At 53.8% G+C, this 21,370-nt stretch carries 22 protein-coding genes; 16 read left to right on the forward strand and 6 right to left on the reverse strand.

Annotation, left to right across the window (positions count from 1 at the left end; all coding sequences use genetic code 11):
- Nucleotides 1–68 precede the first annotated feature (68 nt).
- Nucleotides 69–596 (reverse strand): accessory gene regulator ArgB-like protein, encoded by a 528-nt coding sequence (locus MKY64_RS05715; RefSeq protein ID WP_340951486.1) that lies wholly within the window; start codon nucleotides 594–596, stop codon nucleotides 69–71.
- Nucleotides 593–1,249 (reverse strand): hypothetical protein, encoded by a 657-nt coding sequence (locus tag MKY64_RS05720; protein ID WP_339249505.1) that lies wholly within the window; start codon nucleotides 1,247–1,249, stop codon nucleotides 593–595. The genes MKY64_RS05715 and MKY64_RS05720 overlap by 4 nt, the downstream gene beginning before the upstream one ends.
- 137 nt (nucleotides 1,250–1,386) lie before the next feature.
- On the opposite strand from MKY64_RS05720, the gene MKY64_RS05725 reads away from it, so the two are divergent.
- Together MKY64_RS05725 and MKY64_RS05730 are read left to right on the forward strand one after the other, a co-directional pair.
- Nucleotides 1,387–1,905 carry a DinB family protein gene (locus MKY64_RS05725; protein ID WP_340951488.1) on the forward strand — a complete coding sequence of 173 codons (519 nt, stop codon included), beginning with the start codon at nucleotides 1,387–1,389 and terminating at the stop codon, nucleotides 1,903–1,905.
- 15 nt (nucleotides 1,906–1,920) lie between these two features.
- A complete protein-coding gene (locus tag MKY64_RS05730; RefSeq protein ID WP_340951491.1) occupies nucleotides 1,921–2,175 on the forward strand; it encodes a hypothetical protein in 255 nt (84 codons plus the stop codon).
- A 73-nt stretch (nucleotides 2,176–2,248) separates the two neighbouring features.
- Here MKY64_RS05730 and MKY64_RS05735 read toward each other — a convergent pair whose 3' ends face one another.
- Nucleotides 2,249–2,818 (reverse strand): thymidine kinase, encoded by a 570-nt coding sequence (locus MKY64_RS05735; RefSeq protein ID WP_340951493.1) that lies wholly within the window; start codon nucleotides 2,816–2,818, stop codon nucleotides 2,249–2,251.
- 182 nt (nucleotides 2,819–3,000) lie between these two features.
- On the opposite strand from MKY64_RS05735, the gene MKY64_RS05740 reads away from it, so the two are divergent.
- The 4 genes from MKY64_RS05740 (at nucleotide 3,001) to ltrA (ending at nucleotide 8,915) form a co-directional block, all read left to right on the forward strand.
- Nucleotides 3,001–3,210: a hypothetical protein gene (locus MKY64_RS05740; protein ID WP_209871124.1), complete on the forward strand. Its 210-nt coding sequence runs from the start codon at nucleotides 3,001–3,003 to the stop codon at nucleotides 3,208–3,210.
- 18 nt (nucleotides 3,211–3,228) lie between these two features.
- Nucleotides 3,229–4,971, forward strand: coding sequence for an ABC transporter ATP-binding protein (locus MKY64_RS05745; RefSeq protein WP_340951497.1), 1,743 nt, complete (start codon nucleotides 3,229–3,231; stop codon nucleotides 4,969–4,971).
- On the forward strand, nucleotides 4,952–6,799 hold the full coding sequence (locus tag MKY64_RS05750; RefSeq protein WP_340951500.1) for an ABC transporter ATP-binding protein: 1,848 nt from the start codon (nucleotides 4,952–4,954) through the stop codon (nucleotides 6,797–6,799). Before MKY64_RS05745 ends, MKY64_RS05750 begins: the two co-directional genes overlap by 20 nt.
- Nucleotides 6,800–7,616: 817 nt before the next feature.
- Complete coding sequence (gene ltrA / locus MKY64_RS05755) at nucleotides 7,617–8,915, forward strand: group II intron reverse transcriptase/maturase (RefSeq protein ID WP_340950427.1); 1,299 nt, start codon at nucleotides 7,617–7,619, stop codon at nucleotides 8,913–8,915.
- Between the two features lie 274 nt (nucleotides 8,916–9,189).
- On the opposite strand, the gene MKY64_RS05760 is transcribed toward ltrA, so the two are convergent.
- Nucleotides 9,190–9,495 carry a DUF2627 domain-containing protein gene (locus MKY64_RS05760; protein WP_036731993.1) on the reverse strand — a complete coding sequence of 102 codons (306 nt, stop codon included), beginning with the start codon at nucleotides 9,493–9,495 and terminating at the stop codon, nucleotides 9,190–9,192.
- Nucleotides 9,496–9,662: 167 nt separating this feature from the next.
- On the opposite strand from MKY64_RS05760, the gene lpdA reads away from it, so the two are divergent.
- The 5 genes from lpdA (at nucleotide 9,663) to lipB (ending at nucleotide 15,986) form a co-directional block, all read left to right on the forward strand.
- Nucleotides 9,663–11,084 (forward strand): dihydrolipoyl dehydrogenase, encoded by a 1,422-nt coding sequence (gene lpdA, locus MKY64_RS05765; protein WP_340951503.1) that lies wholly within the window; start codon nucleotides 9,663–9,665, stop codon nucleotides 11,082–11,084.
- Nucleotides 11,085–11,381: 297 nt separating this feature from the next.
- Complete coding sequence (locus MKY64_RS05770) at nucleotides 11,382–12,413, forward strand: thiamine pyrophosphate-dependent dehydrogenase E1 component subunit alpha (RefSeq protein ID WP_036731999.1); 1,032 nt, start codon at nucleotides 11,382–11,384, stop codon at nucleotides 12,411–12,413.
- A 3-nt stretch (nucleotides 12,414–12,416) separates the two neighbouring features.
- Nucleotides 12,417–13,403: an alpha-ketoacid dehydrogenase subunit beta gene (locus tag MKY64_RS05775; RefSeq protein WP_340951506.1), complete on the forward strand. Its 987-nt coding sequence runs from the start codon at nucleotides 12,417–12,419 to the stop codon at nucleotides 13,401–13,403.
- A 368-nt stretch (nucleotides 13,404–13,771) separates the two neighbouring features.
- The gene (locus MKY64_RS05780; RefSeq protein WP_340951508.1) at nucleotides 13,772–15,211 is read left to right on the forward strand and encodes a dihydrolipoamide acetyltransferase family protein; all 1,440 of its coding nucleotides are present in this window, start codon (nucleotides 13,772–13,774) and stop codon (nucleotides 15,209–15,211) included.
- 55 nt (nucleotides 15,212–15,266) lie between these two features.
- The gene (gene lipB / locus MKY64_RS05785) at nucleotides 15,267–15,986 is read left to right on the forward strand and encodes a lipoyl(octanoyl) transferase LipB (protein WP_445323335.1); all 720 of its coding nucleotides are present in this window, start codon (nucleotides 15,267–15,269) and stop codon (nucleotides 15,984–15,986) included.
- 12 nt (nucleotides 15,987–15,998) lie between these two features.
- Here lipB and prli42 read toward each other — a convergent pair whose 3' ends face one another.
- Nucleotides 15,999–16,100 (reverse strand): stressosome-associated protein Prli42, encoded by a 102-nt coding sequence (prli42, locus tag MKY64_RS05790; protein ID WP_155991680.1) that lies wholly within the window; start codon nucleotides 16,098–16,100, stop codon nucleotides 15,999–16,001.
- 99 nt (nucleotides 16,101–16,199) lie between these two features.
- Between prli42 and MKY64_RS05795 the strand changes: the two genes are divergently transcribed.
- A complete protein-coding gene (locus tag MKY64_RS05795) occupies nucleotides 16,200–17,327 on the forward strand; it encodes a M20/M25/M40 family metallo-hydrolase (protein ID WP_340951510.1) in 1,128 nt (375 codons plus the stop codon).
- A 167-nt stretch (nucleotides 17,328–17,494) separates the two neighbouring features.
- Here MKY64_RS05795 and MKY64_RS05800 read toward each other — a convergent pair whose 3' ends face one another.
- Nucleotides 17,495–17,668, reverse strand: a complete 174-nt coding sequence (locus MKY64_RS05800) for a hypothetical protein (RefSeq protein ID WP_209871109.1) — start codon at nucleotides 17,666–17,668, stop codon at nucleotides 17,495–17,497.
- Nucleotides 17,669–17,745: 77 nt separating this feature from the next.
- Here MKY64_RS05800 and MKY64_RS05805 point away from each other — a divergent pair, with 77 nt between their 5' ends.
- From MKY64_RS05805 to fur, 4 genes are all read left to right on the forward strand, one after another.
- A complete protein-coding gene (locus MKY64_RS05805) occupies nucleotides 17,746–18,318 on the forward strand; it encodes an NUDIX domain-containing protein (RefSeq protein ID WP_209871107.1) in 573 nt (190 codons plus the stop codon).
- Nucleotides 18,309–19,502 carry an endonuclease Q family protein gene (locus MKY64_RS05810; protein WP_340951514.1) on the forward strand — a complete coding sequence of 398 codons (1,194 nt, stop codon included), beginning with the start codon at nucleotides 18,309–18,311 and terminating at the stop codon, nucleotides 19,500–19,502. Before MKY64_RS05805 ends, MKY64_RS05810 begins: the two co-directional genes overlap by 10 nt.
- Before the next feature lie 67 nt (nucleotides 19,503–19,569).
- Nucleotides 19,570–20,205 (forward strand): stage II sporulation protein M, encoded by a 636-nt coding sequence (spoIIM, locus tag MKY64_RS05815; RefSeq protein ID WP_340951517.1) that lies wholly within the window; start codon nucleotides 19,570–19,572, stop codon nucleotides 20,203–20,205.
- 150 nt (nucleotides 20,206–20,355) lie between these two features.
- Nucleotides 20,356–20,823 carry a ferric iron uptake transcriptional regulator gene (gene fur / locus MKY64_RS05820; protein WP_340951518.1) on the forward strand — a complete coding sequence of 156 codons (468 nt, stop codon included), beginning with the start codon at nucleotides 20,356–20,358 and terminating at the stop codon, nucleotides 20,821–20,823.
- Nucleotides 20,824–21,370: the final 547 nt, after the last annotated feature.

The raw sequence follows: 21,370 nt of genomic DNA on the forward strand, positions 1-21,370 counted from the left end.
CATAACGGAAACAAAGAAGCGTGCGGAAGATTCTAACGCTTTTGAAACGTATTTAGCTGTCATGGCTTTCATAATTTCAACCTCCTTTTCCAGGGTAATACGGTTAATGATTGAACAAAAAAAGCCAGTCCTAAAACCGATGAGCCAATAAAAAAATTACATGCTACTAGAAAAATAGAGATAACTTTTAAATGAGGAAACCAATGATATGGAATTCGGGCATTTTTATCTGGATTAGGGGCAAAAAAGCACATTATAATAAAGCTAATCATGTTGAAAGCCATCAGAAGAAAAGAGCCCGTTAAAATAAAAAAGTAAGGGGTAAGCACACAAAGCAGGGTGGTCACTATATTGCATGCAGTAGCTGTTCTTAAATGAAATCCGCCAGAAAAAATTCTTAGTACGGAGAAGCTTGCGAAAAACAATAGCGTAGCTGCTGTATTGTTCAGCAACCAGCCGAAAAATAAAGAACAGGTAATAATAAGAAAAGTATTTAGAATAATATTGAGAGAGTATTGCAAGACCTCGATAGAACCTGTTTCTTCTGGATTTGCGTTCTTAATAGCCGTCGAAATTTTAAAAGCAAGAGTGTTCAATATATTCCACCACGATTTTTTTGACTTGATAAATAGAGATATCCAAATAATAGAAAACCATAAAATAAAGGTATAACAAAGAAAAAGTGAGGTAAATATTCAATAAGGTAAAGCATCAGTATTACTACAAGAACAGAAGGGATACACAAAGCAAATAATATTTTATCACTTTTGCTAATTGTAACTCTTCCCTCAGGTTTATCAGGAATGAAATCAAAGCCTTTTCTTTTTACGCCTATATTGTAAGCAACAATGAATGCTCCTGCAGAAGTTAAAATCTGCAAAATATATATCCCTATAGATATGGAAGGGAATTTCAGTTCATATATACCGGTACTATTTATAAATAAATATAGAACTGATTGAATTAACATATATGCTTGATAAGCAACGCCTGTTACAATAACAGCAAAAAATATATGAATCCTGAACAAAAGCCAAATAAATAGGAAAGTTAAAGTATACTGGAGAAAAACGTCTATTTTAGAGAGCCCATAATTATTACGAAGGGTGTAAGAAATGAATGCCATAATTAAGCCTGCAAACACAATTTCTTTTGGATAAATGTCGAGTTTGAAAATTTTAAATGCCAGATAGAATAAGGCAGAACTCTCTAAAACTGAAAACACCATATAAAGCACAAAATCCAGCATGCTTACACTCCCGGGAAATAGATTAACAAATCTGTAATCCTGGTGATATTATACATAATAGGCTAAGATACAACAACAGGTTTTGACACAATCCGGCAAATATTTCTTGAAAATTGGTTTGGAGAGGGGTTTTTACCATGAATCAGCGTCCTGCGCAAGGAGAGTATACCGAATTTCAGTCCAGATATATTACACTGGTGCCGCCGGAAGGAGCACTGGGCGTTATTCTAAGAGAGCAGACTCAGGAGGTACTGGCTCTGCTCGGCGGGCTGACAGAGGAGCAAGGGGCCTACCGCTATGCCCCCGGGAAGTGGAGTATCAAGGAAATGCTAGGGCATCTGACGGATAATGACCGCATTATGTCTTACCGCTTGCTTTGTTTTGCGAGGGGAGAACAGGCGCCGCTGCCGGGCTATGAAGAGAATGATTATGCGGCTGCCGGGGCGTTCGACCGCTTCACGCTGCAAGAGATGATTGCGCATTACCGGATCGTCCGGGAGTCCACCCTGGCGCTGGTAGACAGTCTGGTGGATAATGATTATACCCGTACAGGCAGCTCCAATGGCATTGCGATGTCGGTTAGAGCGCAGATTGCTCTGATCATCGGACATGAACGGCATCATCTGCGGGTTCTTCATGAACGTTATCTGAACTAAAGGGAGGAGACGCATGTGGGCTTGCTTAGAGGTATCTGGCATGTCTTCGTCCCGAGGGAGCGCACATTAGTGTACACCACGTTCGATCAGGGACAATATCTCCGGGTCAAAAGCCGCCTTGCAGCAGCTGGCATCCCGCACCGTTCCCGGATTAATGGCGGAATGAGAGAGACCACACGGCGTGCTGACTTCGGCGGGAAGGCTACGATCCAGCATGATCTGTTCGTCCGCAAGGAGGATGAGCACAGGGCGCTTCAAGCGGTTCAATAGACTGGAACACAAAAAAACGCATTCTGGCCTGTTGAGGGCTGGAGTGCGTTTTAATGTTCTGTTTTAGGGTATTTTACAATGGAGGATTCTTGTGGCATTTACGGCAGACCGGGTAATAGGCTTCATTGCCGCCGATCTGGATCTGTTTGCCGCTGTATACCGGCTTGCCGTTCTCGACCCGCAGCGCCATGGTGGCTTTCCGTGCGCAGAACCAGCAGATGGTCTTCATTTCTTCGATCTTGTCGGCGTAGATCAGCATATATTTGCTGCCTTCGAACAGATTGTTCTGGAAATCATTTTTGAGGCCGAAGGCCATCACCGGAATGTCAAGCTCATCCACAATACGCACCAGCTGCAGGATGCAGTCCTTGCTCAGGAATTGGCACTCGTCTATCAGTACACAGTGCGGCTTCGGCAGACTGCAGCTGACAATGCTGTAGATATCGGTCTGCTCGTCGATAGGAATAGCCTGCTTGCGCAGTCCGATCCGGGAGGAGATGTATCCCACTTCATCCCGGTTATCAATGGAAGGTGTGAAGAGGAGCACCGACTTGCCCTGCTCTTCATAATTATGTGCAACCTTGAGAATCTCAATGGATTTGCCGCTGTTCATAGCTCCATACCTGAAAAATAATTGTGCCACGTCCATCTATCCTTTCACTGTTGAGCTAATCTGCAACACGACCCAAAAATCGACCTTTCTAGAGTATCATACTCGGGGCCGGAGTAGCCAGTGCAAACATTGCTTCCGCCCGGGATGTGCTATAATGAACGCAATTGTGTCTTCAGCAGGAGAATATAGTGAACAGAAGGGAAGTTAGTCAGGTGACAGAGAAATTGGAGCAATATAAGGAACGGATTAATGCGCTGCGGGAGAAGGGGGAGCTCATCCCCGATACGGAGAATTTACTGGAAGACATGCTGGCCGAGCTCACCGAGCTGAACCGCAGCAACAAGGCACTGCGCCGGGTCATTTTGAAGTCGGGACAAGGCTCTGCCATGTCTACCCGCCTGCGGGATGCGCTCTACGAATAAGCAAATGGGGTATCTTCGATGAAGCTAATGTTGACTTTTCTTAAAAAATACCGGGTCGCCGCTATTGCCGCGCTGGTCATGATGCTGATTGAGCTGGCCGTGGAGCTGTCGCAGCCGCTGCTGATCTCCAAAATCATTGATGACGGTATCCGGCAACAGGACACGGCTGTCGTCTGGCTGTGGGGCGGTGTACTGGTAGGGAGTGCCGCTGTGGCGTTTCTGGCGGGAATACTCAGCTCCTTTTTTGCGTCGCATGTCAGTCAGGGGTTCGCATTCGACCTGCGTGACAAGCTGTATGAAAAGGTACAGTCGTTCTCTTACGATATTTTTAGCCGCTTCCCTACCTCATCTCTGATCACCCGCCTTACCGGGGATGTAACACAAATTCAGGATACGATATTCATGGGGCTACGGTTCATGACCCGTATTCCGCTGGTTGTGATTGGAAGCGTGATTATGGCGCTTGTGGTACATATCAAGCTGGGGCTGCTGCTGACCGTGACGCTGCCGTTTTTGGTGATTTTCATGATCTGGCTGATGCGCAGAGCGTCCGAGCTGTTCCGCAATGTGCAGAGCCGGCTCGACGGCGTGAATGGTGTGATTCAGGAGAATTTGACCGGTATCCGGCTGATTCGTGTATTTGTGCGGATGGGCCATGAGATCGGGCGGTTCGCAACGTTCAGCGGAGAGCTGATGAGATCGACTATTGCTGCGCTGCGGCTTACCGAGACCTCAACCCCGTTCATTATGATCATCGTCAACGCCGGTATTCTGGCCGTGTTATGGTTTGGGCGGATAGAGATCTCTACAGGGGATGCGACGCTGGGGCAGACAGTTGCTGTCATTAACTACTCGCTGCGGACGATGGGAGCGCTGTCAGCGCTATCCTGGATTATGGTCAGCTTCTCCCGCGCACGGGCGTCTTCGGGACGGGTCACTGAAGTGATGGCGGCAAGCGATGGCCCGGGCGAGCTGGGTATGACTTCTGGAAAAGGTCTTGCGTCAGCTGTTCAAGGCAAGGTGGAATTCCAGCGGGTCAGCTTCAGCTATCCCGACAGTGATATTAAGGTGCTTGACGATATCTCCTTCACGGTGCAGCCGGGGGAACGCGTGGCGATTATGGGCGCGACCGGCTCAGGCAAATCCTCTCTGGTAACGCTGATTCCCAGGCTGTATGAATGCGGCAGCGGGAGCATCCTGGTGGACGGACAGAAGCATACGGAGATGGATATGCAGACCTTACGGGGCTCGATTGGCTATGTACCTCAGGAGGTACTGCTATTCACCGGCTCGATCCGGGAGAATATAGCCTGGGGAAATGCAGCGGCGAGTCAGGCAGAGATTGAGCAGGCAGCAGCGGCAGCACAGATTCATGACACAGTTGCCGGGCTGCCGCAGGGCTACGATACTGCCCTTGGGCAACGCGGAGTTAATCTGTCGGGCGGGCAGAAGCAGCGTCTGAGCATTGCACGGGCGCTGGTGCGCAGACCGGCGATCCTGATTCTGGATGACAGCACCAGTGCGCTTGATGCGGTGACGGAGGGGCTTTTGCTGGCAGAGCTGAAGAAATTGTCCTGCACGACCTTCCTGATCACACAGAAAATTAGCTCCACTGCCTCGGCGGATCTAATTCTGCTGCTGGACGAAGGCCGGCTCATTGCGCAGGGGACCCATTCCGAACTAATGGATGAGTCCTCGCTGTACCGCAAAATCTATCAATCGCAGACAGGGGAGGGGCAGCATGTTCAAAGCACTCATTGAGCCGTTCCGCTATCCGAAGCTGGAAGTAGGCCACGGCGAAGCCAAGATCTTCGGGGCGATGGGCAGCCGGAAGCCGAAGGCGAAGGCCAAGAACTGGTCTGGCACATTAGGACGCATATGGACTTATCTCGCTGAACGCCGGACAAAGCTGGTACTGGTGCTGTTCATGGTTCTGCTAAGCTCAGCCTTGTCGCTTCTTGGACCCTACCTGATCAGCCGGGCAGTGGACGACTATCTGGGCGGGGAGGGCGGCAGAACGTGGGGGCTCTTCCTGCTGGTGCTGGCGCTCGTCTACCTGCTGAATTCCCTGGTCTCCTGGCTGCAAAATGTCTGGATGATCGAAGTGGCCCAGGAGACGGTCTACCGGATGCGGACGGATCTGTTCTCACACCTGCACTGCCTGCCGATCTCCTTCTTTAACCGCAGGCAGCAGGGAGAGATTATGAGCCGTCTGACCAATGATATCGAGAATATCAGCTCGACGCTGAACAGCTCGGCGATTCAGATTTTTTCCAGTATTCTGACGCTGGTGGGAACGGTTGGCGTAATGCTATGGCTCAGCCCGCTCTTGACGCTGCTAACCTTCATTGTGGTGCCGCTGATGATGCTGGGCATGCGCTGGATTACCCGGCGGACCGGCCCGCTGTTCAAGGAGCGGCAGCGGAATATGGGTGAGCTGAACGGGTTCATTGAAGAGACCTTGTCCGGACAGCGGATTATCAAAGCCTTCTCGCAGGAGGAGCGGGTAATTACCGGCTTCAGAGAGCGCAATACACGGATTATGCTGTCGGGGTATTGGGCGCAATCGATTTCGGGCTTCATTCCTAAGCTGATGAATGGTCTGAACAACCTGAGCTTTGCTATCGTGGCCGGAGTCGGGGGGCTGCTTGCAATCCGCGGGCTGGTGACGGTGGGGATTATTATCGCTTTTGCCGAATATGCCCGCCAGTTCACCCGGCCACTGAATGATCTGGCGAACCAATGGAACACGCTGCTGTCGGCGATCGCCGGTGCGGAGCGCGTCTTCGAGGTGTTGGATGAAGAGACCGAGGCCCGGGATGAGGGCGCGGCGGTGAAGCTTGCGCATGTTGAGGGCGCTGTGAAGTTCTCGGAGGTCTCCTTCTCCTATGATGGGGGGGCAGATACGCTGCAGGATATTTCATTTGAAGCGAAGCCCGGTGAGATGATTGCGCTGGTCGGACCTACCGGTGCTGGCAAAACGACGCTAATCGGCCTGCTGTCCCGCTTCTACGATCCGAGCCGGGGCAGCATTACGCTGGACGGGCGGGAGCTGTCAACGGTCACCCGTGAGAGTCTGCGCAGCCATATGGCCTTCGTCCTCCAGGACTCCTTCCTGTTCAAAGGTACGATCCGCGATAATATCCGCTACGGCCGGCTGGATGCAACCGATGAAGAGGTGGAGGAGGCTGCGAAGCTGGCCAATGCCCATGCCTTCATCATGAGACTCCAGGACGGCTACGACCGGATGCTGTCTGTGGACGGCAGCGGTATCAGCCAGGGACAGAAGCAGCTCTTGGCTATTGCCCGGGCAATTTTGGCGAATCCGTCTATGCTGGTACTGGATGAGGCGACGAGCAGCATCGATACGGTGACCGAGATCAAGATTCAGGAAGGGCTCCAGGCGCTGATGCGCGGCCGGACCAGCTTCGTGATCGCCCACCGGCTGGGCACGATCCGCGCAGCCGACCGCATCCTGGTGCTTGAGGGCGGACGCCTGCTTCAGCAGGGCTCGCATGAGGAGCTGCTCCGGCAGGGCGGCCTCTATAGTCAGCTGGTGCGGGGAAGTAAGGACGCGGCCGGGGAGTAAGGATGAGGGATGGTTGAGGCATGAGTGAGGCATGGTGAGGGTGAAGCACGGGAAGTGTAACGCTGATGCTGGCGCTGATGCTCACGCTAATGCTGATGCTCACGCTAATGCTCACACTTGCGTTGAAGGCTGTACGTAGAGGCTACGGCGGTGGAATTGGTAAGGTAACTGTATTTTGTGCAGTAGAAATCTGATTTTTGAGTGGAAAATGGTATTCTACTGTATTTGGTACATTAGATTTTGCTGATTTGAGCAGAAAAGTGGGGGTTGTTCGAATTCTACTGTACGAAGTGGAGCGACCGAGCCTAGGTTGAGTAACTTAGCAGGTGGAACCCCTGCTTGGAAAGGCGAAAGCCACGCCACCAATAGCGAGTCTTGGAGCGGCAAGGGTAACCCTGCCGTTTAAGCGTAGACAGTTAGGATGCAGGCCTGAAAGTGATGGAGCCTCGAAATGCAGCAAACGGGAAGGTCGACGGGCTCACTTTCCCGGAAGACAACATGACTCCAGCCGAAAAAAAAAAAAAAAGGCGAGGATGGAGGAGCTTCCCCGGGGTCGAAGAGCCAGGCATGTATACCCATGGTTACTCAGCAACTCGGGAGACCCTGACGCTCTTCTGCGAGAGAAGTACTATTTAGGAACCTTTGCAGGAGTATGGCAAACAAGCCGTAACACGTAAGAATGTCAAACGGCGTTCAGGGAGTCGGATTGCCGCATAAGACCTGTGAAACCCCTGTAATGGGGGCGGAGGAAAGGCAGGCGACACCCCATCAATCTTGGTAAGGACACATTGGCCACACACAGAGGTGGGAAAAAAAAATGGAAACGAAATTAACAAGAATAGCAGAAATGGCCAAAGCAGATCCGAAGTTACGGTTCAACTCCATCGGACATCTCATTGACACAGAAGCATTAAAGAGAAGTCACAAAGAGATGAAACCGGGAAAGGCAACCGGAGTCGATGGATCGACCAAAGAGACGTACGAAGCCAACGTGGAAGCGAATGTAACACACCTGGTGGACCGGTTAAAGCGAAGAAGCTACAGACCTCAGCCCGCGAGAAGAGTGTACATCCCAAAGGACGGGAAAAACATGCGGCCCCTAGGAATTCCTGCGTATGAAGACAAACTGGTGCAACATGCGCTGAAAAGAGTACTGGAAGCCATTTATGAACAAGACTTCATGGATTTCTCGTATGGATTTCGCCCGAACCGAAACATGCACAGTGCGCTGAAACATCTAAACCGGGTCATCGAGCAGGGAAAAACCAGCTATGTCGTCGATGCAGACATCTCCGGCTTCTTCAACCATGTAAATCACGAATGGCTGATGAAATTCCTCGAACTGCGAATCGGAGATCCAAACATCCACCGGCTGGTGAGACGGATGCTGAAAGCAGGTATTCAGGAGGATGGACACTTTGAACCGACGGAGGAAGGAACTCCCCAAGGTTCGGTGGTGTCGCCCCTGCTAGCCAACGTCTACCTGCACTATGTCCTTGACCTATGGTTTACCGTGACGGTGAGGAAGCAGTGCGGGGGGCAAGCCGAAATGGTGCGCTTCGCCGATGATTTTGTATGCTGCTTCCAGTACAAAGAAGATGCAGAACGCTTCTATACCGCACTTGTGCTCCGGCTGGAGAAATTCGGGTTAAGCATTGCGGAAGAGAAGACGAAAATCATCGCGTTCGGTCGTTTTGCGGAAGCAGAATCACGGAGGAAGGGCGAAGGGAAACCGAAAACATTCGATTTCCTAGGCTTCACGCACTACTGCGCCAAGAGCCGAAAAGGAACCTTCCGGGTAAAGCGTAAAACGAGTGGGAAGAAATTCAGACAGAAGGTCAGAGCCATGAAGAGCTGGGTCAGGTGGAATCGCCACATGAAGCAGGAGGATTTCCTAGGCGTCATCCGGTCCAAACTGTCGGGACACTACCGATACTATGGAATCACGGATAACTCGGAGAAAATAAAAACCTATTACATGCAAACGCTCGACTTGATCTATACATGGCTAAACCGCAGAAGTCAGCGCAGGAGTTTCACCTGGGAGAGGTTCTACGAAGTGCTAAACGAATTCAGGCTACCTAAGCCGCGGATCTACGTCAATATCTACGATTAAGGCCAATTGTGAACGATGGGGTGAAGAGCCGTATGCGTAAATTGCGCACGTACGGATCTGTGAGGGGTAGGGGCAAAATCCACGAAGGAAAGGCCCCGCCTACTCGACCAATAGCTTCTGAATTCTGCTGGAGATTACCCTTTTCTGTTGTACATTGTGCAATTGTGCTGTTCGTCAGCGCTTACAACTATACCCTCTCATAGGACAACAAGGGGATGCCTCAGCAGCCGGTTCGTTAATGGCTTGAGGCATCCCCTGTTTCAATGGAATATAATTAGGAGCGGGCTTCGGAGGACGGGGGCTGCTGTGCTTGCTGCTTCTCCCGGAAGCGGGGGCCAACGTAGTTCTTTTTGCGGTCACGGGCCAGAATCCAGCCGCCGAGGAAGGTCATGCCCGCCAGGAATAAAAGCAGGCCGCCGCCGAAATGCAGCCACGCAAATTTGGGAATAGCAGTCTCATCGCCATGCATGGCGAAATAGTTGAACAGATCATCTTTCATCATCAGGAAGCCCGTCATCGCCAGGAGGCCGGGGATCACCAGAATAAGGATGGCAATGAAGCGTGAAATCAGCAGTTTCATCACAGTCGCTCCTCTTCGCAGCCGTTTGAATTCACCCATATGATAACGCTTTAACCTGCAAAAGTCCATGAATACATGACGTTTGTATGTTTTGTATTACTCCCGAAAGAGAGTACAATATAATAGATTGAACTGAATTCAAGAGGAATGACTGGAGGATACATATCATGACAATGACCTGTGATGTGGCGATACTTGGGGGAGGCACCGGCGGTTATGTGGCAGCGATCCGCGCTGCGCAGCTGGGCAAATCCGTTGTCGTTATTGAAATGGACAAGCTGGGCGGAACCTGCCTGCACCGCGGCTGTATTCCCAGCAAATCACTGCTGCGCAGTGCAGAGGTACTGGCTGAAATCAACGAGAGCGAAAGCTACGGTATAGAGACTACGGGCACCAAGCTGGTGTTCCCCAAAGTGCAGCAGCGCAAGGAAGCGGTAGTAGAGCAGCTACATCAGGGGGTGCAGTATCTGATGCGCAAGCACAAGATTCAGGTGCTAAAGGGCAAAGGCCGGATCATCGGGCCTTCGATCTTCTCCCCGCGAAGCGGTGCTGTAGCTGTAGAACTGGAGAATGGCGAGATGGAGACCGTGGTCTCCACGAATCTCATCATCGCTACCGGCTCGCGTCCGCGCATTCTGCCTGGCCTAGTGCCTGACGGCAAGGTGATTCTGAGCAGTGAAGAGGCGCTTACGCTTGAGGAGCTACCGGCCTCGATTATTATTGTGGGCGGCGGGGTAATCGGAGTGGAGTGGGCATCCATGCTGGCTGATTTCGAAGTGCAGGTGACTGTCGTCGAGGCAGCCGGGCAGCTGTTGCCGCAGGAGGATGAAGAGGTGGCCCGCGAGCTGCTGCGTCTGCTGAAGAAACGCGGAGTCCGGGTGCTCACCGGAACAACGGTGGATGCCGAGACCTGCACAGTGTCGGAGACAGGGATTACGATTGAAGCCCGCAAGGGGGAGCAGAGCCAGAGTCTGTCGGCTGATAAGCTGCTCGTATCCGTGGGACGCGTGGCGAACATCGAGAATCTCGGACTGGAAAACACAGATATCCGCTTCGATACAGGTGTCATTGCGGTAAATGCCAATATGCAGACGGGTGAGCCGCATATCTATGCGATTGGCGATTGTATCGGCGGACTGCAGCTGGCTCACGCCGCCAGCCATGAAGGCATCCGTGCGGTCAACCATCTGGCGGGCGAAGCGCTCCATCCTTATGAGACTCATCTGGTTCCCCGCTGTGTCTATACACGGCCGGAAGTGGCAAGCGTCGGTTACACAGAGAAGGAAGCGAAGGAGCTCGGCCGTGAGACGGTGACCGGCAAATTCCCGTTCTCCGCCATCGGCAAAGCCATTGTCTACGGCATGAAGGACGGCTTCGTGAAGGTGGTGGCTGACGCGAAGAACGGGGATATCCTCGGCGTGCAGATGATCGGCCCGCATGTGACCGATCTGATCGGCGAAGCGGCGCTGGCCCAGATCCTGGATGCTACACCTTGGGAGGTCGGGGAGGCTGTACATGCTCATCCGACACTGTCGGAGGTGCTGGGCGAGGCGATGCTGGCGGTGGATGGAAGAGCAATCGGATTCTAGCGTGCGATAGAGAGCTTAACAAGAAGGCCGGAGGGAGCTGAACGCGCGTAATGCGCTGATATCGCTCCATACCGGCTATATTTGTTCGGTTCCAGAGCCCTGCCTTGGCGGAGGGATTTTGGCTTTTCTTTTTGCCGCGAAAAAGATTATAATGGATTTAGTACCTGGTGATAGGATCAGGGCATATATATATTTAGTATTAGGGTCAACCCGCCTGGCGGACGCATCCTGAACCTGTTAGAGATAGCGGGGCTGGAAGCTGAGCGCCGGCAATACTTTTTAGGAGGTACCTCTTATATGGAATCCCAAGGTACTGTAGACACCGTTAACAGACATAAGCAGCTTGGACTCACAGACGGCCAGGTTATCGATATGTACAGATTCATGCAGCTCGGACGGAAATATGATGAGCGCAGTCTGCTGCTGCAGCGTGCGGGCAAGATCAATTTCCATGTATCCGGCATCGGGCAGGAGGCGGCACAGGTCGCGGCGGCATTTGCACTGGACCGGGAGAATGACTATTTCCTGCCCTATTACCGGGACTATGCGTTTGTCCTCTCTGTCGGAATGACCACGCGCGAGCTGATGCTCTCCGTCTTCGCCAAGGCGGAAGATCCCAACAGCGGCGGCCGGCAGATGCCGGGCCACTTCGGCAGCAAGCGCCTGCGGATTGTAACGGGCTCAAGCCCGGTCACGACCCAGGTTCCGCATGCGGCAGGCTTCGCGCTGGCGGCGAAGATGCAGAAGAAGAAGTTCGTCTCCTTCGTTACCTTCGGGGAAGGCTCCAGCAACCAGGGGGATTTCCATGAAGCGTGTAACTTTGCCGGTGTGAATAAGCTGCCTATGATTATTTTTTGCCAGAACAATCAGTATGCGATCTCGATTCCTGCTCACAAGCAGCTTGGCGGCAAGGTCAGCGACCGTGCGCTCGGCTACGGCTTCCCCGGCATCCGGGTGGACGGCAATGATCCGCTGGAGGTCTACCGTGTGGTGAAGGAGGCCCGGGAACGTGCGCTTGCCGGTGAAGGCCCGACCTTGATTGAAGCGATGATGTACCGCTTGTCACCGCACTCCACTTCGGACAATGATCTGGCTTACCGGACCCAGGAGGAAGTGGATGAGAACTGGAAAAAAGACGGCATCGCCGCGTTCCGCACTTATCTGACCGGACTCGGTCTATGGAGTGACGAGCAGGAGCGTGATCTGGCTGCCGAATATAATCTTGAACTGAAAGAGGCTATAACCTACGCGGAGAATGCGCCGTTCCCGAAACCGGAAGATACGCTGCTGCATGTCTACGATGAATCCGGCCTGAAGGGGGGCGCTTAAGCCATGGCGATGATGGAATATATCGATGCAATCCGGCTGGCAATGAAGGAAGAGATGGAACGTGACGAGTCGGTGTTCGTGCTGGGTGAGGATGTCGGCGTGAAGGGCGGCGTCTTCACAACGACCAAAGGCTTGCAGGAGCAGTTCGGCGCAGAACGGGTACTGGATACGCCGCTTGCGGAATCTGCTATTGCAGGGGTGGCCATCGGCGCTGCGATGTACGGCATGAAGCCGATTGCCGAGATGCAATACTCGGATTTCATGCTGCCCGCAACCAACCAGATTATTAGCGAAGCAGCCAAAATCCGCTACCGTTCCAATAATGACTGGAACTGTCCAGTCGTCATCCGTGCGCCGATCGGCGGCGGCATCTTCGGCGGGCTGTACCATTCGCAGTGCCCGGAGTCGATCTTCTTCGGCACGCCGGGGCTTAAGATTGTGGCTCCTTATTCGGCTGCAGATGCGAAGGGACTGCTCAAGGCCGCTGTCCGTGATCCTGATCCGGTGCTGTTCTTCGAGAACAAGAAATGCTACAAGCTGATCAAGGGCGATGTGCCGGAAGGCGACTACACGGTGCCGATTGGTGAAGCGAATCTGCTGCGTGAAGGCAGCGATATTACGGTGATCGGGTATAGCCTGCCGCTGCATTTTGCGATGCAGGCAGCGGAGGAGCTGGAGAAGGAGCATGGCGTCACCACGCATATCCTGGATCTGCGCACGCTCCAACCGCTTGACCGGGAAGCGATTATTGCCGCTGTCCGGCAGACCGGCAAGGTGCTGATTGTCCATGAGGACAACAAGACCGGAGGCATCGGCGCTGAAGTGGCGGCGATCATCGCCGAGCATTGTCTGTTCGACCTTGATGCCCCAATCTTCCGCCTGTGCGGACCCGATGTCCCGGCGATGCCGATCTCACCGCCGATGGAGAAATTCTTCCTGCTCAGCAAGGACAAGGTCAAGGCTGAGATGCTGCGTCTGGCGCAGTATTAAGTTCAATAATTCATCCTCCCCGGACACCGCGACCGGGACCCGAGCAAGAATGTTGCAGAAAGTGCAACTTGGATATGAAATATACAGTGAATTGGGAAGATTGCTGCACGAAATACAACAATATGTCCGCTCAGCCGCCCGAATGAAGAGAATTGCTGCGTTTTGAGCAACATTTTTGATTTTGGGCAGATTTGTATGAGCGAATGTTGTATTAAGTGCAGGATTTCATGGCTGGCTTCCGAAGCCAGTTTTGTACGAAGCAAATTCAAGAAGTCCACGCTTACAAAACTAAGCCTATGCTTCCGAAGCAGTTTTGTACGAAGCAAATTCAAGAAGTCCACGCTTACAAAACATTAAGGAGTGACATTATGTCTGACAATACAACGCTGACGGATGTAATTATGCCGCAGCTGGCTGAATCGCTGGTGTCAGCGACTATCGGGAAGTGGCTGAAGCAGCCGGGTGATTCGATAGAGCAATATGAGCCGATCTGCGAGCTGATCACGGATAAGGTGAACGCGGAGCTGCCTGCAACGGTAGACGGCACCATGGCCGAGCTGCTGGCCGAAGAGGGCCAGACGGTCAGCGTCGGCGAGATCATCGCCCGCATCGCAGTGGCTGGCTCCGCTGCGCCAGCCGCTGCGGCCCCGTCACCGGCAGCTTCCGGCGACGCCACTGCACCTGCCGCTGCCCCGTCTGCGGCATCCGGCAACGCCCCGCAGGCGGCCCACGCCGCCGCGCGGCCGCCCATGCCCGCTGCGGCTTATGACGCCGCAGCTCCAATGCGGGCCCGTTACTCTCCGGCTGTGCAGACGCTGGCCGCCGAGCACGGCATCAACCTGGCGGCCGTGCCGGGCACCGGCCTGGGCGGACGTATCACACGCAAGGATGTGCTCACGTTCCTGGAGAACGGCGCCTCCGTTCAGCCGCCGGCACCCGCAGCAGCCCCTGCAGCTGCGCCTGTACCTGACGCCGCTCCTGCACCCGCTGCGCTGCAGCCTGTGTTCCAGCCGGTACATGATGAGCATCAGCAGGTCCGTAACTCCGGCCTGCACCTTAGCGAATCACCGAAGATTCCGACGATTGAGATCGAAGGCGGACGGGGCAGCAGCTCGGAATATCTGATCGATGTTACGCCGATTCGTAATACGATCGCTACAAGAATGCGCCAGAGCGTCTCAGAGATCCCGCATGCCTGGACGATGATCGAGGTCGATGTGACCAATCTGGTGGTGCTGCGCAACAAGCTGAAGGATGAGTTCAAGCGCAAAGAGGGCATTAACCTGACCTATCTCGCTTTTCTGATGAAGGCTGTGGTCAGTGCGATCAAGGATTACCCGATCATGAACTCCGTCTGGGCCGTTGACAAAATCATCGTCAAACGCGACATCAACATCTCGCTGGCCGTAGGCACAGAGGATTCCGTGATGACGCCGGTCATCAAAAAAGCCGATCAGAAGAATGTCGCCGGGCTGGCCCGCGAGATCGACGAACTGGCACTCAAGACACGGGAGGGCAAGCTGCGCCTGGACGATATGCAGGGCGGCACGTTCACGGTGAACAACACCGGCTCGTTCGGTTCGATTCTGTCTTACCCGATTATCAACTATCCGCAGGCGGCAATTCTGACTTTTGAATCCATTGTCAAAAAGCCTGTCGTCATCAATGATATGATTGCCGTACGTTCGATGGCTAATATCTGCCTGTCGCTCGATCACCGGATTCTGGACGGAGTCATCAGCGGACGGTTCCTGCAGCGCGTGAAGGATAATGTGGAAGGCTACACCCCTGAGACGAAGCTCTACTAAGTAAGGCGGCTGCGGACCCCTGGGACAGGGAGAATGAGAAGCAAAGGGGGAACTTATGATGATGGAGAACCTGAACCTAAGCAAACTTACAGTTACCATTCTTCCGGTGATGGAGTACGGGGCGGCCTGGGAGCTGCAAAAGGAAGCGGTGCATGCGATTGACGCGGGCACTGCTTCCGAGCAGCTGATTCTTTTGCAGCATCCGCCCACATACACCATCGGTTCGCAGAATCATCCGGAGCATCTGCTCCTCAGCGGGGAACAGCTCAGGCAGCAGGGCATTGCGCTGTTTGAGATTGACCGCGGGGGAGATATTACATATCATGGGCCCGGCCAGCTGGTCGGGTACCCGCTTTTGAAGCTGGGCGAGAACGGCAAGGTTGATCTGCACGGCTATCTGCGCAAGCTGGAGTCGGTGATTATAGCGTATCTGGAGGCCTATGGCATTACGGGAACCCGCAAGCAGGGGTATACCGGGGTGTGGGTCGGTGATGAGAAAATCTGTGCAATCGGCGTAAAGTTCAATAAGTGTAAATTCCGCCGGGGGTTTGTCACCAGTCATGGCTTCGCCTTCAACGTATCGGCCGGGATCGGGCAAAGCGGCTTCACAGGCATTATCCCTTGCGGTATTGCGGAATACGGAGTGACCTCGCTTGAGGAATGCACAGGGCGCGCTTTTGACATCGGGACGGTTGCTGAAGAGCTGGTGCCTTATTTCCTGGAGCAGTTTCCGTATAGCCAAACAGCGCCCGGGGAACCGGACGCTGTTAATTAGCGCTAAGCATGATTAACCGGCCATAAACGGTTCGATGACGAACAGCACCGTAGAGGCGATCATAGCGAACAGCATGATGTAGATGATAATGCGAAACCATTTTTGTCGTTGCATGAGTGACTCCTTTGAGATTAGTTTAAGTTATGAGCATAAGCCCACAATTGAACGCAGTACAACCATTGTAACGTATCTGAGAAAGAGAGGGAAGTCCATATGATATCAGAAGACCGATTGATCCATGAGTTCATGGAGCTTGTCCAGATTGACAGTGAGACCCGGAATGAACGGCAGATTGCCGATGTGCTCAAGGAGAAGTTCAGCAGCCTGGGGCTGACTGCGGTGGAGGACGATTCGCAGGAGAGAACGGGGCACGGAGCCGGCAACCTGTTCGTCACCTGGCCTGCGGACAGCGGAGTGAGCGCGCCGAAGCTGCTGTTCACCTGCCATATGGATACCGTGGTGCCCGGCCAGAAGATCAAGCCTGCCCTGGGGGAAGACGGCTGGATTCGAAGTGATGGCAGCACCATTCTTGGAGCGGATGACAAAGCGGGACTGGCTGCCCTGTTCGAAGCAATCCGGGTCATTCAGGAGCAGAAGCTGCCGCACGGCCAGATTCAGTTCGTCATTACGGCAGGCGAAGAGTCCGGGCTGATGGGCGCACGTGCGATGGACCCGGCATATCTGGATGCAGACATGGGCTTCGCGCTGGATTCCAACGGAGAAGTGGGAGCCATCGCGATTGCAGCACCGGCACAAGCGAAGGTAACGATGCAGATCTTCGGCAAGTCCGCCCATGCAGGCGTGAACCCGGAGGATGGCATCAGCGCCATTCAGGTAGCGAGCAAAGCGATCTCGGCGATGAAGCTTGGACGGATCGATAACGAGACGACAGCGAATATCGGCAAGTTCGCCGGCGGCGGACCGACGAATGTGGTCTGCGATCATGTGCAGCTGGATGCGGAGGCCCGCAGTATTGTGCAGGAGAAGGTTGAACTGCAGATTGCCTCCATGCGGGAGGCGCTGGAGACTACCGCACGCGACCACGGCGCGCAGAGTGAATTCCGCAGCGAAATTATCTATCCGGCGTTCAGCTTTAATGGAAATGATTCGGTTGTTCAATTGGCTGACCGGGCGATCACTTCGCTGGGCCTGACTACCCGGCTGTTCGCCTCCGGCGGCGGCAGTGATGCCAATGTGTTCAACGGTCTGAACGTTCCGGTTGTGAATCTGGCGGTTGGCTACGAGGATATCCACACCACGAAGGAGCGGATCAAGGCCGCAGACATCGTCAAGGTGGCCAGCCTGGTTGTAGCCATTGTGGCCGAGAGCCAGAAGGGCTAAGCCGAATAAGAGGCTGTGCAGGGACCGGCCAGGGCAAGGCTTTTGCTGAGACGGTCTGCTGCCGCTTAAGAATAACATTAAAGGAGCTGCTTCCGGGATGATCCGGGAGACAGCTCCTTCTTATACCCTGGAATATCATAGACGCTGACCGGAAGAACGAAGCGGCATTATCCAGCCTTAGAAGCTTTGATCCGCGAATCTGCCTGGAGCAGCAGGATGTAAGCCAGGGGCATATCGCGCCCGTATTGCTTCATCCACCCGGCCATTACGGCCATAATCTGTTCCGGTTTACCTACCATTGTAACTGCGGATGAGCTTGCTTGGACAAGGATGTTATTCATGCCTGCATTCCTTCTTTCTTCTTAAGTTTGCTATAATACACCCTATGCATAACGATGCCAAAGGAGACCACAAATCTATGAAAAAAGATGAAATAAACCGCAACCCCGCATTGGATGAAGAAACATTGTCAACGAAGCCGATTTTTGCAGGCCACATTATTTCGCTTCAGGTGGATACCGTAAGGCTTCCTGACGGCAACACCGCAACCCGCGAGGTCGTGAAGCACCCTGGAGCTGTAGCCGTGCTGGCCCTGAATCAGGGTAAAATGCTTGTCGTAGAGCAGTACCGTCAGCCGATGCACCGTACCGAGGTGGAGATTCCGGCAGGGAAGCTGGATCAGGGAGAAGATCCGCTGGCGGCTGCGGGCCGTGAGCTTCAGGAGGAGACCGGATTTCATAGCGGAGGGCTGAAGCTGCTGAAGTCGTTCTACACCTCTCCCGGCTTCGCCGACGAGATCATTCACCTCTATGTGACCGAGGATGCCCAGCCGGGCGAGATGGCACTGGATGAGGATGAGTTCCTGGAGGTCTCCGAGCTGACGCTGGAGGAAGCCTACCAGTACATTGCGGACGGACGTATTGCCGATGCCAAGACGATGATGGCGGTCTATGCCTGGCATCTTTACACGCTGACAGGCCAATGGCACTAGCGGAGGAGCTCAGCAGCGTCTACTGCGATCTGCATGTGCATATCGGACGGACTTCGGAGGGCCAGGCGGTCAAAATCAGCGGCAGCCGTGATCTGACCTTCGCCGGGATTGCCAGGGAAGCGGCGGAGCGCAAGGGGATTGGCCTGATCGGCATTATCGACAGCCACTCACCGGGCGTGCTGCGTGATATTCATACCGCGCTGGATTCCGGTGAAATGACGATAGCCGCAGGCGGCGGAATTGCGTACCGGGGGACAACGATCCTGCTGGGAACCGAGATTGAGATCCGTGAGCCCGGGCGGCGGGAGTGCCATGTCCTGGCCTTCATGCCGGACCTTGGAACGATGGAGGATTTCAGCACCTGGATGAGCGCCCATATGCGTAATGTGAGTCTCAGCTCACAGCGCCTGTACGCCCCTTCAAGGGTGCTTCAGGACGAGATTACCGGGCGGGGCGGGCTGCTGATCCCGGCCCATATTTTCACGCCTCACAAGGGGCTCTATGGCTGCGCGGCCGAGCGGATGGCGGAGTTATTCGATTTGGACCGCATCGCAGCCGTGGAGCTGGGTCTCAGTGCGGATTCAGAGATGGCAGGATATATCTCGGAGCTTGACCGTTACAGCTTCCTGACCAATTCCGATGCCCATTCCCTCGGCAAAATCGGCCGCGAGTACAATGTCATCGAGATGCGCGAGCCCTCCTTCGAGGAGCTGAAGCTGGCGCTCCGGCGCTCGGAAGGACGCCGGGTCAGTGCCAACTTCGGGCTGAATCCCCGGCTGGGCAAATATCACCGGACCTACTGCGGCGGCTGCGGCAGCATCATCGATGAAGCCTACAGCACCTCGGAGCGCTGCCCGTATTGCGGCAGTCCGAAGCTGGTCCAGGGTGTGCTGGACCGTATTCTGCATATTGCCGACCGTTCGCTGCCGCAGGTTCCGGATTACCGGCCTCCGTATCATTATCAGGTGCCGCTGGAGTTCATTCCCGGCCTCGGCAAGCGTAAGCTGAACCTGCTGCTGGAGGCTTTTGGCACAGAGATGAACATTCTGCACCGGGCTGCGGAAGCCGAGCTTGCCGCTGTAGCGGGGGCAGAGCTGGCAGGGCTGATCGTGCTGGCCCGTACAGGACAGCTCGTGCTCTCCTCGGGTGGCGGAGGCACCTATGGCAAGGTGCTCAAGAACTAAGGACAAGTCATAGATCAGGACATTCCCTCATATGGTGTAACATGTGACCGGAAAGGGGAATGTCAGGGTGCGCAGTCTAAAGCTGATGGTGAAGGAACAGACGCCTCTTTATATTTTTGTCGCGGTATTATTTCTGGTCGGGGTGGTCTTCGGAGCGCTTATCGTCACTGCGCTTACGCTGGATCAGCAGCAGGAGCTGGGAGATTACTTAAGCAATTTCTTCGTGACGGTCGATCAGCAGGGACTGCCTGCCGCGCAGGATTCATACTGGAGCATCGCCGCTTTTCATCTGAAGTGGGTCGGCCTGATCTGGGTGCTCGGCTTGTCCGTGATCGGACTTCCGGGCATTCTGATTCTGGATTTTCTCAAAGGCGTGCTGATCGGCTTCACCGTCGGCACTCTCGTCAGTCAATATTCCTGGCACGGTATGCTGTTCGCCCTGGTCTCCGTCGCTCCGCATAATCTGGTGCTGATTCCGGTGCTGCTGGTATGCAGCGCGGCTGCCCTCGGTTTCTCCCTGCTAATGATCCGCAGCCGGGTACTGGGACAGCAGCGCCGCACGCAGGTGACTCATCCGTTCATGATGTATACGCTGCTCTCGCTGGGGATGGCGCTGCTGGTGATGGGGGTCTCTGGCTTCGAGGCTTGGGTGACGCCGGTGATGATGCGCTGGGTGACGCCGCTTCTGGTGTCGGCCGGGTGAGGAAGAATTTTCAAATATGGAGGATCTGTGAATGTGCGGGCCAGCCCGATCGAGATGCTAAAACCGTTTGACTTCTCAAAGGAAATCCCCCTATAATGGAAGAAGTGGCTTGAAGCCCGGTGTGGTAATTTTCCAAGGGGGAGGCAGACAATGGAAGCCCGAATAGACAAGATTAAGCAACAACTACAATCCCAAGGATACAAGCTTACACCTCAACGGGAAGCGACCTTAAGAGTTCTCCTGGAGAACGAGGATGATCATTTAAGTGCGGAAGATGTATTTATGCTTGTAAAAGAAAAGGCGCCCGAGATCGGTCTTGCCACCGTGTATCGTACCCTGGAACTGCTTAGCGAGCTTCATGTCGTGGAGAAAATCAATTTCGGAGACGGTGTGGCCCGCTATGATCTGCGTACGGATACGGCGAAGCATCATCACCATCATTTGATTTGTGTGCAGTGCGGAAGTATGGATGAGATTCGTGAGGATTGGCTCGGACCGCTGGAAGACCGGCTGGAACAGGAATACAACTTCACGGTGGTTGATCATAGACTTGATTTTCACGGAATATGCCACCGCTGCAAGGATAAGAACCCGGCAGAGGACAATACTCCAGAATAAGCGTATATAGAATGTGGACTTAAGAATGCTTCATTGCGGATTTCCTAAGTTCATCTTCAAATGAGGAATGACCGCGCAAGCTCTCCCCCGGCTGAATGGCTGGAGGGGAGCTTTTTGATTGCCGGGAGAGCAAGGATAGTGGGCTGTAGCGGGGGGACGAAAGGGATAAATCCCATTAAATTCGCTGAAAGTGGGCTGAATGAGGGAATGAAAGGGATAAATCCCATTAAATCCGCTGAAAGATGTGCTGGACGGGGAGATTAAAGGGATAAATCCCATTAAATTCGCTGAAAGTGGGCTGGTCGGGGAAATGAAAGGGATATATCCCATTGAATTCGCTGAAATTGAGCTGGACGGGTAGTTGAAGTAGAGTAAATGAAGAGCACAAGTGCCCCTGAATTCAGCAGATGTAGGCTATATGAGCATTAACCCGGATGCCGCCATCCCAGCCAGCAGGTAGATTAACTAACCTCAGGCTAATTTGTCCTCCAACATACATAACATGGCCCTCCGGCGCATAAAGTGAAGGACGAGTTCTGCCCGCATT

Source organism: Paenibacillus sp. FSL R7-0210 (assembly GCF_038009085.1).
Taxonomy (GTDB): Bacteria; Bacillota; Bacilli; order Paenibacillales; family Paenibacillaceae; genus Paenibacillus_AQ; species Paenibacillus_AQ silagei.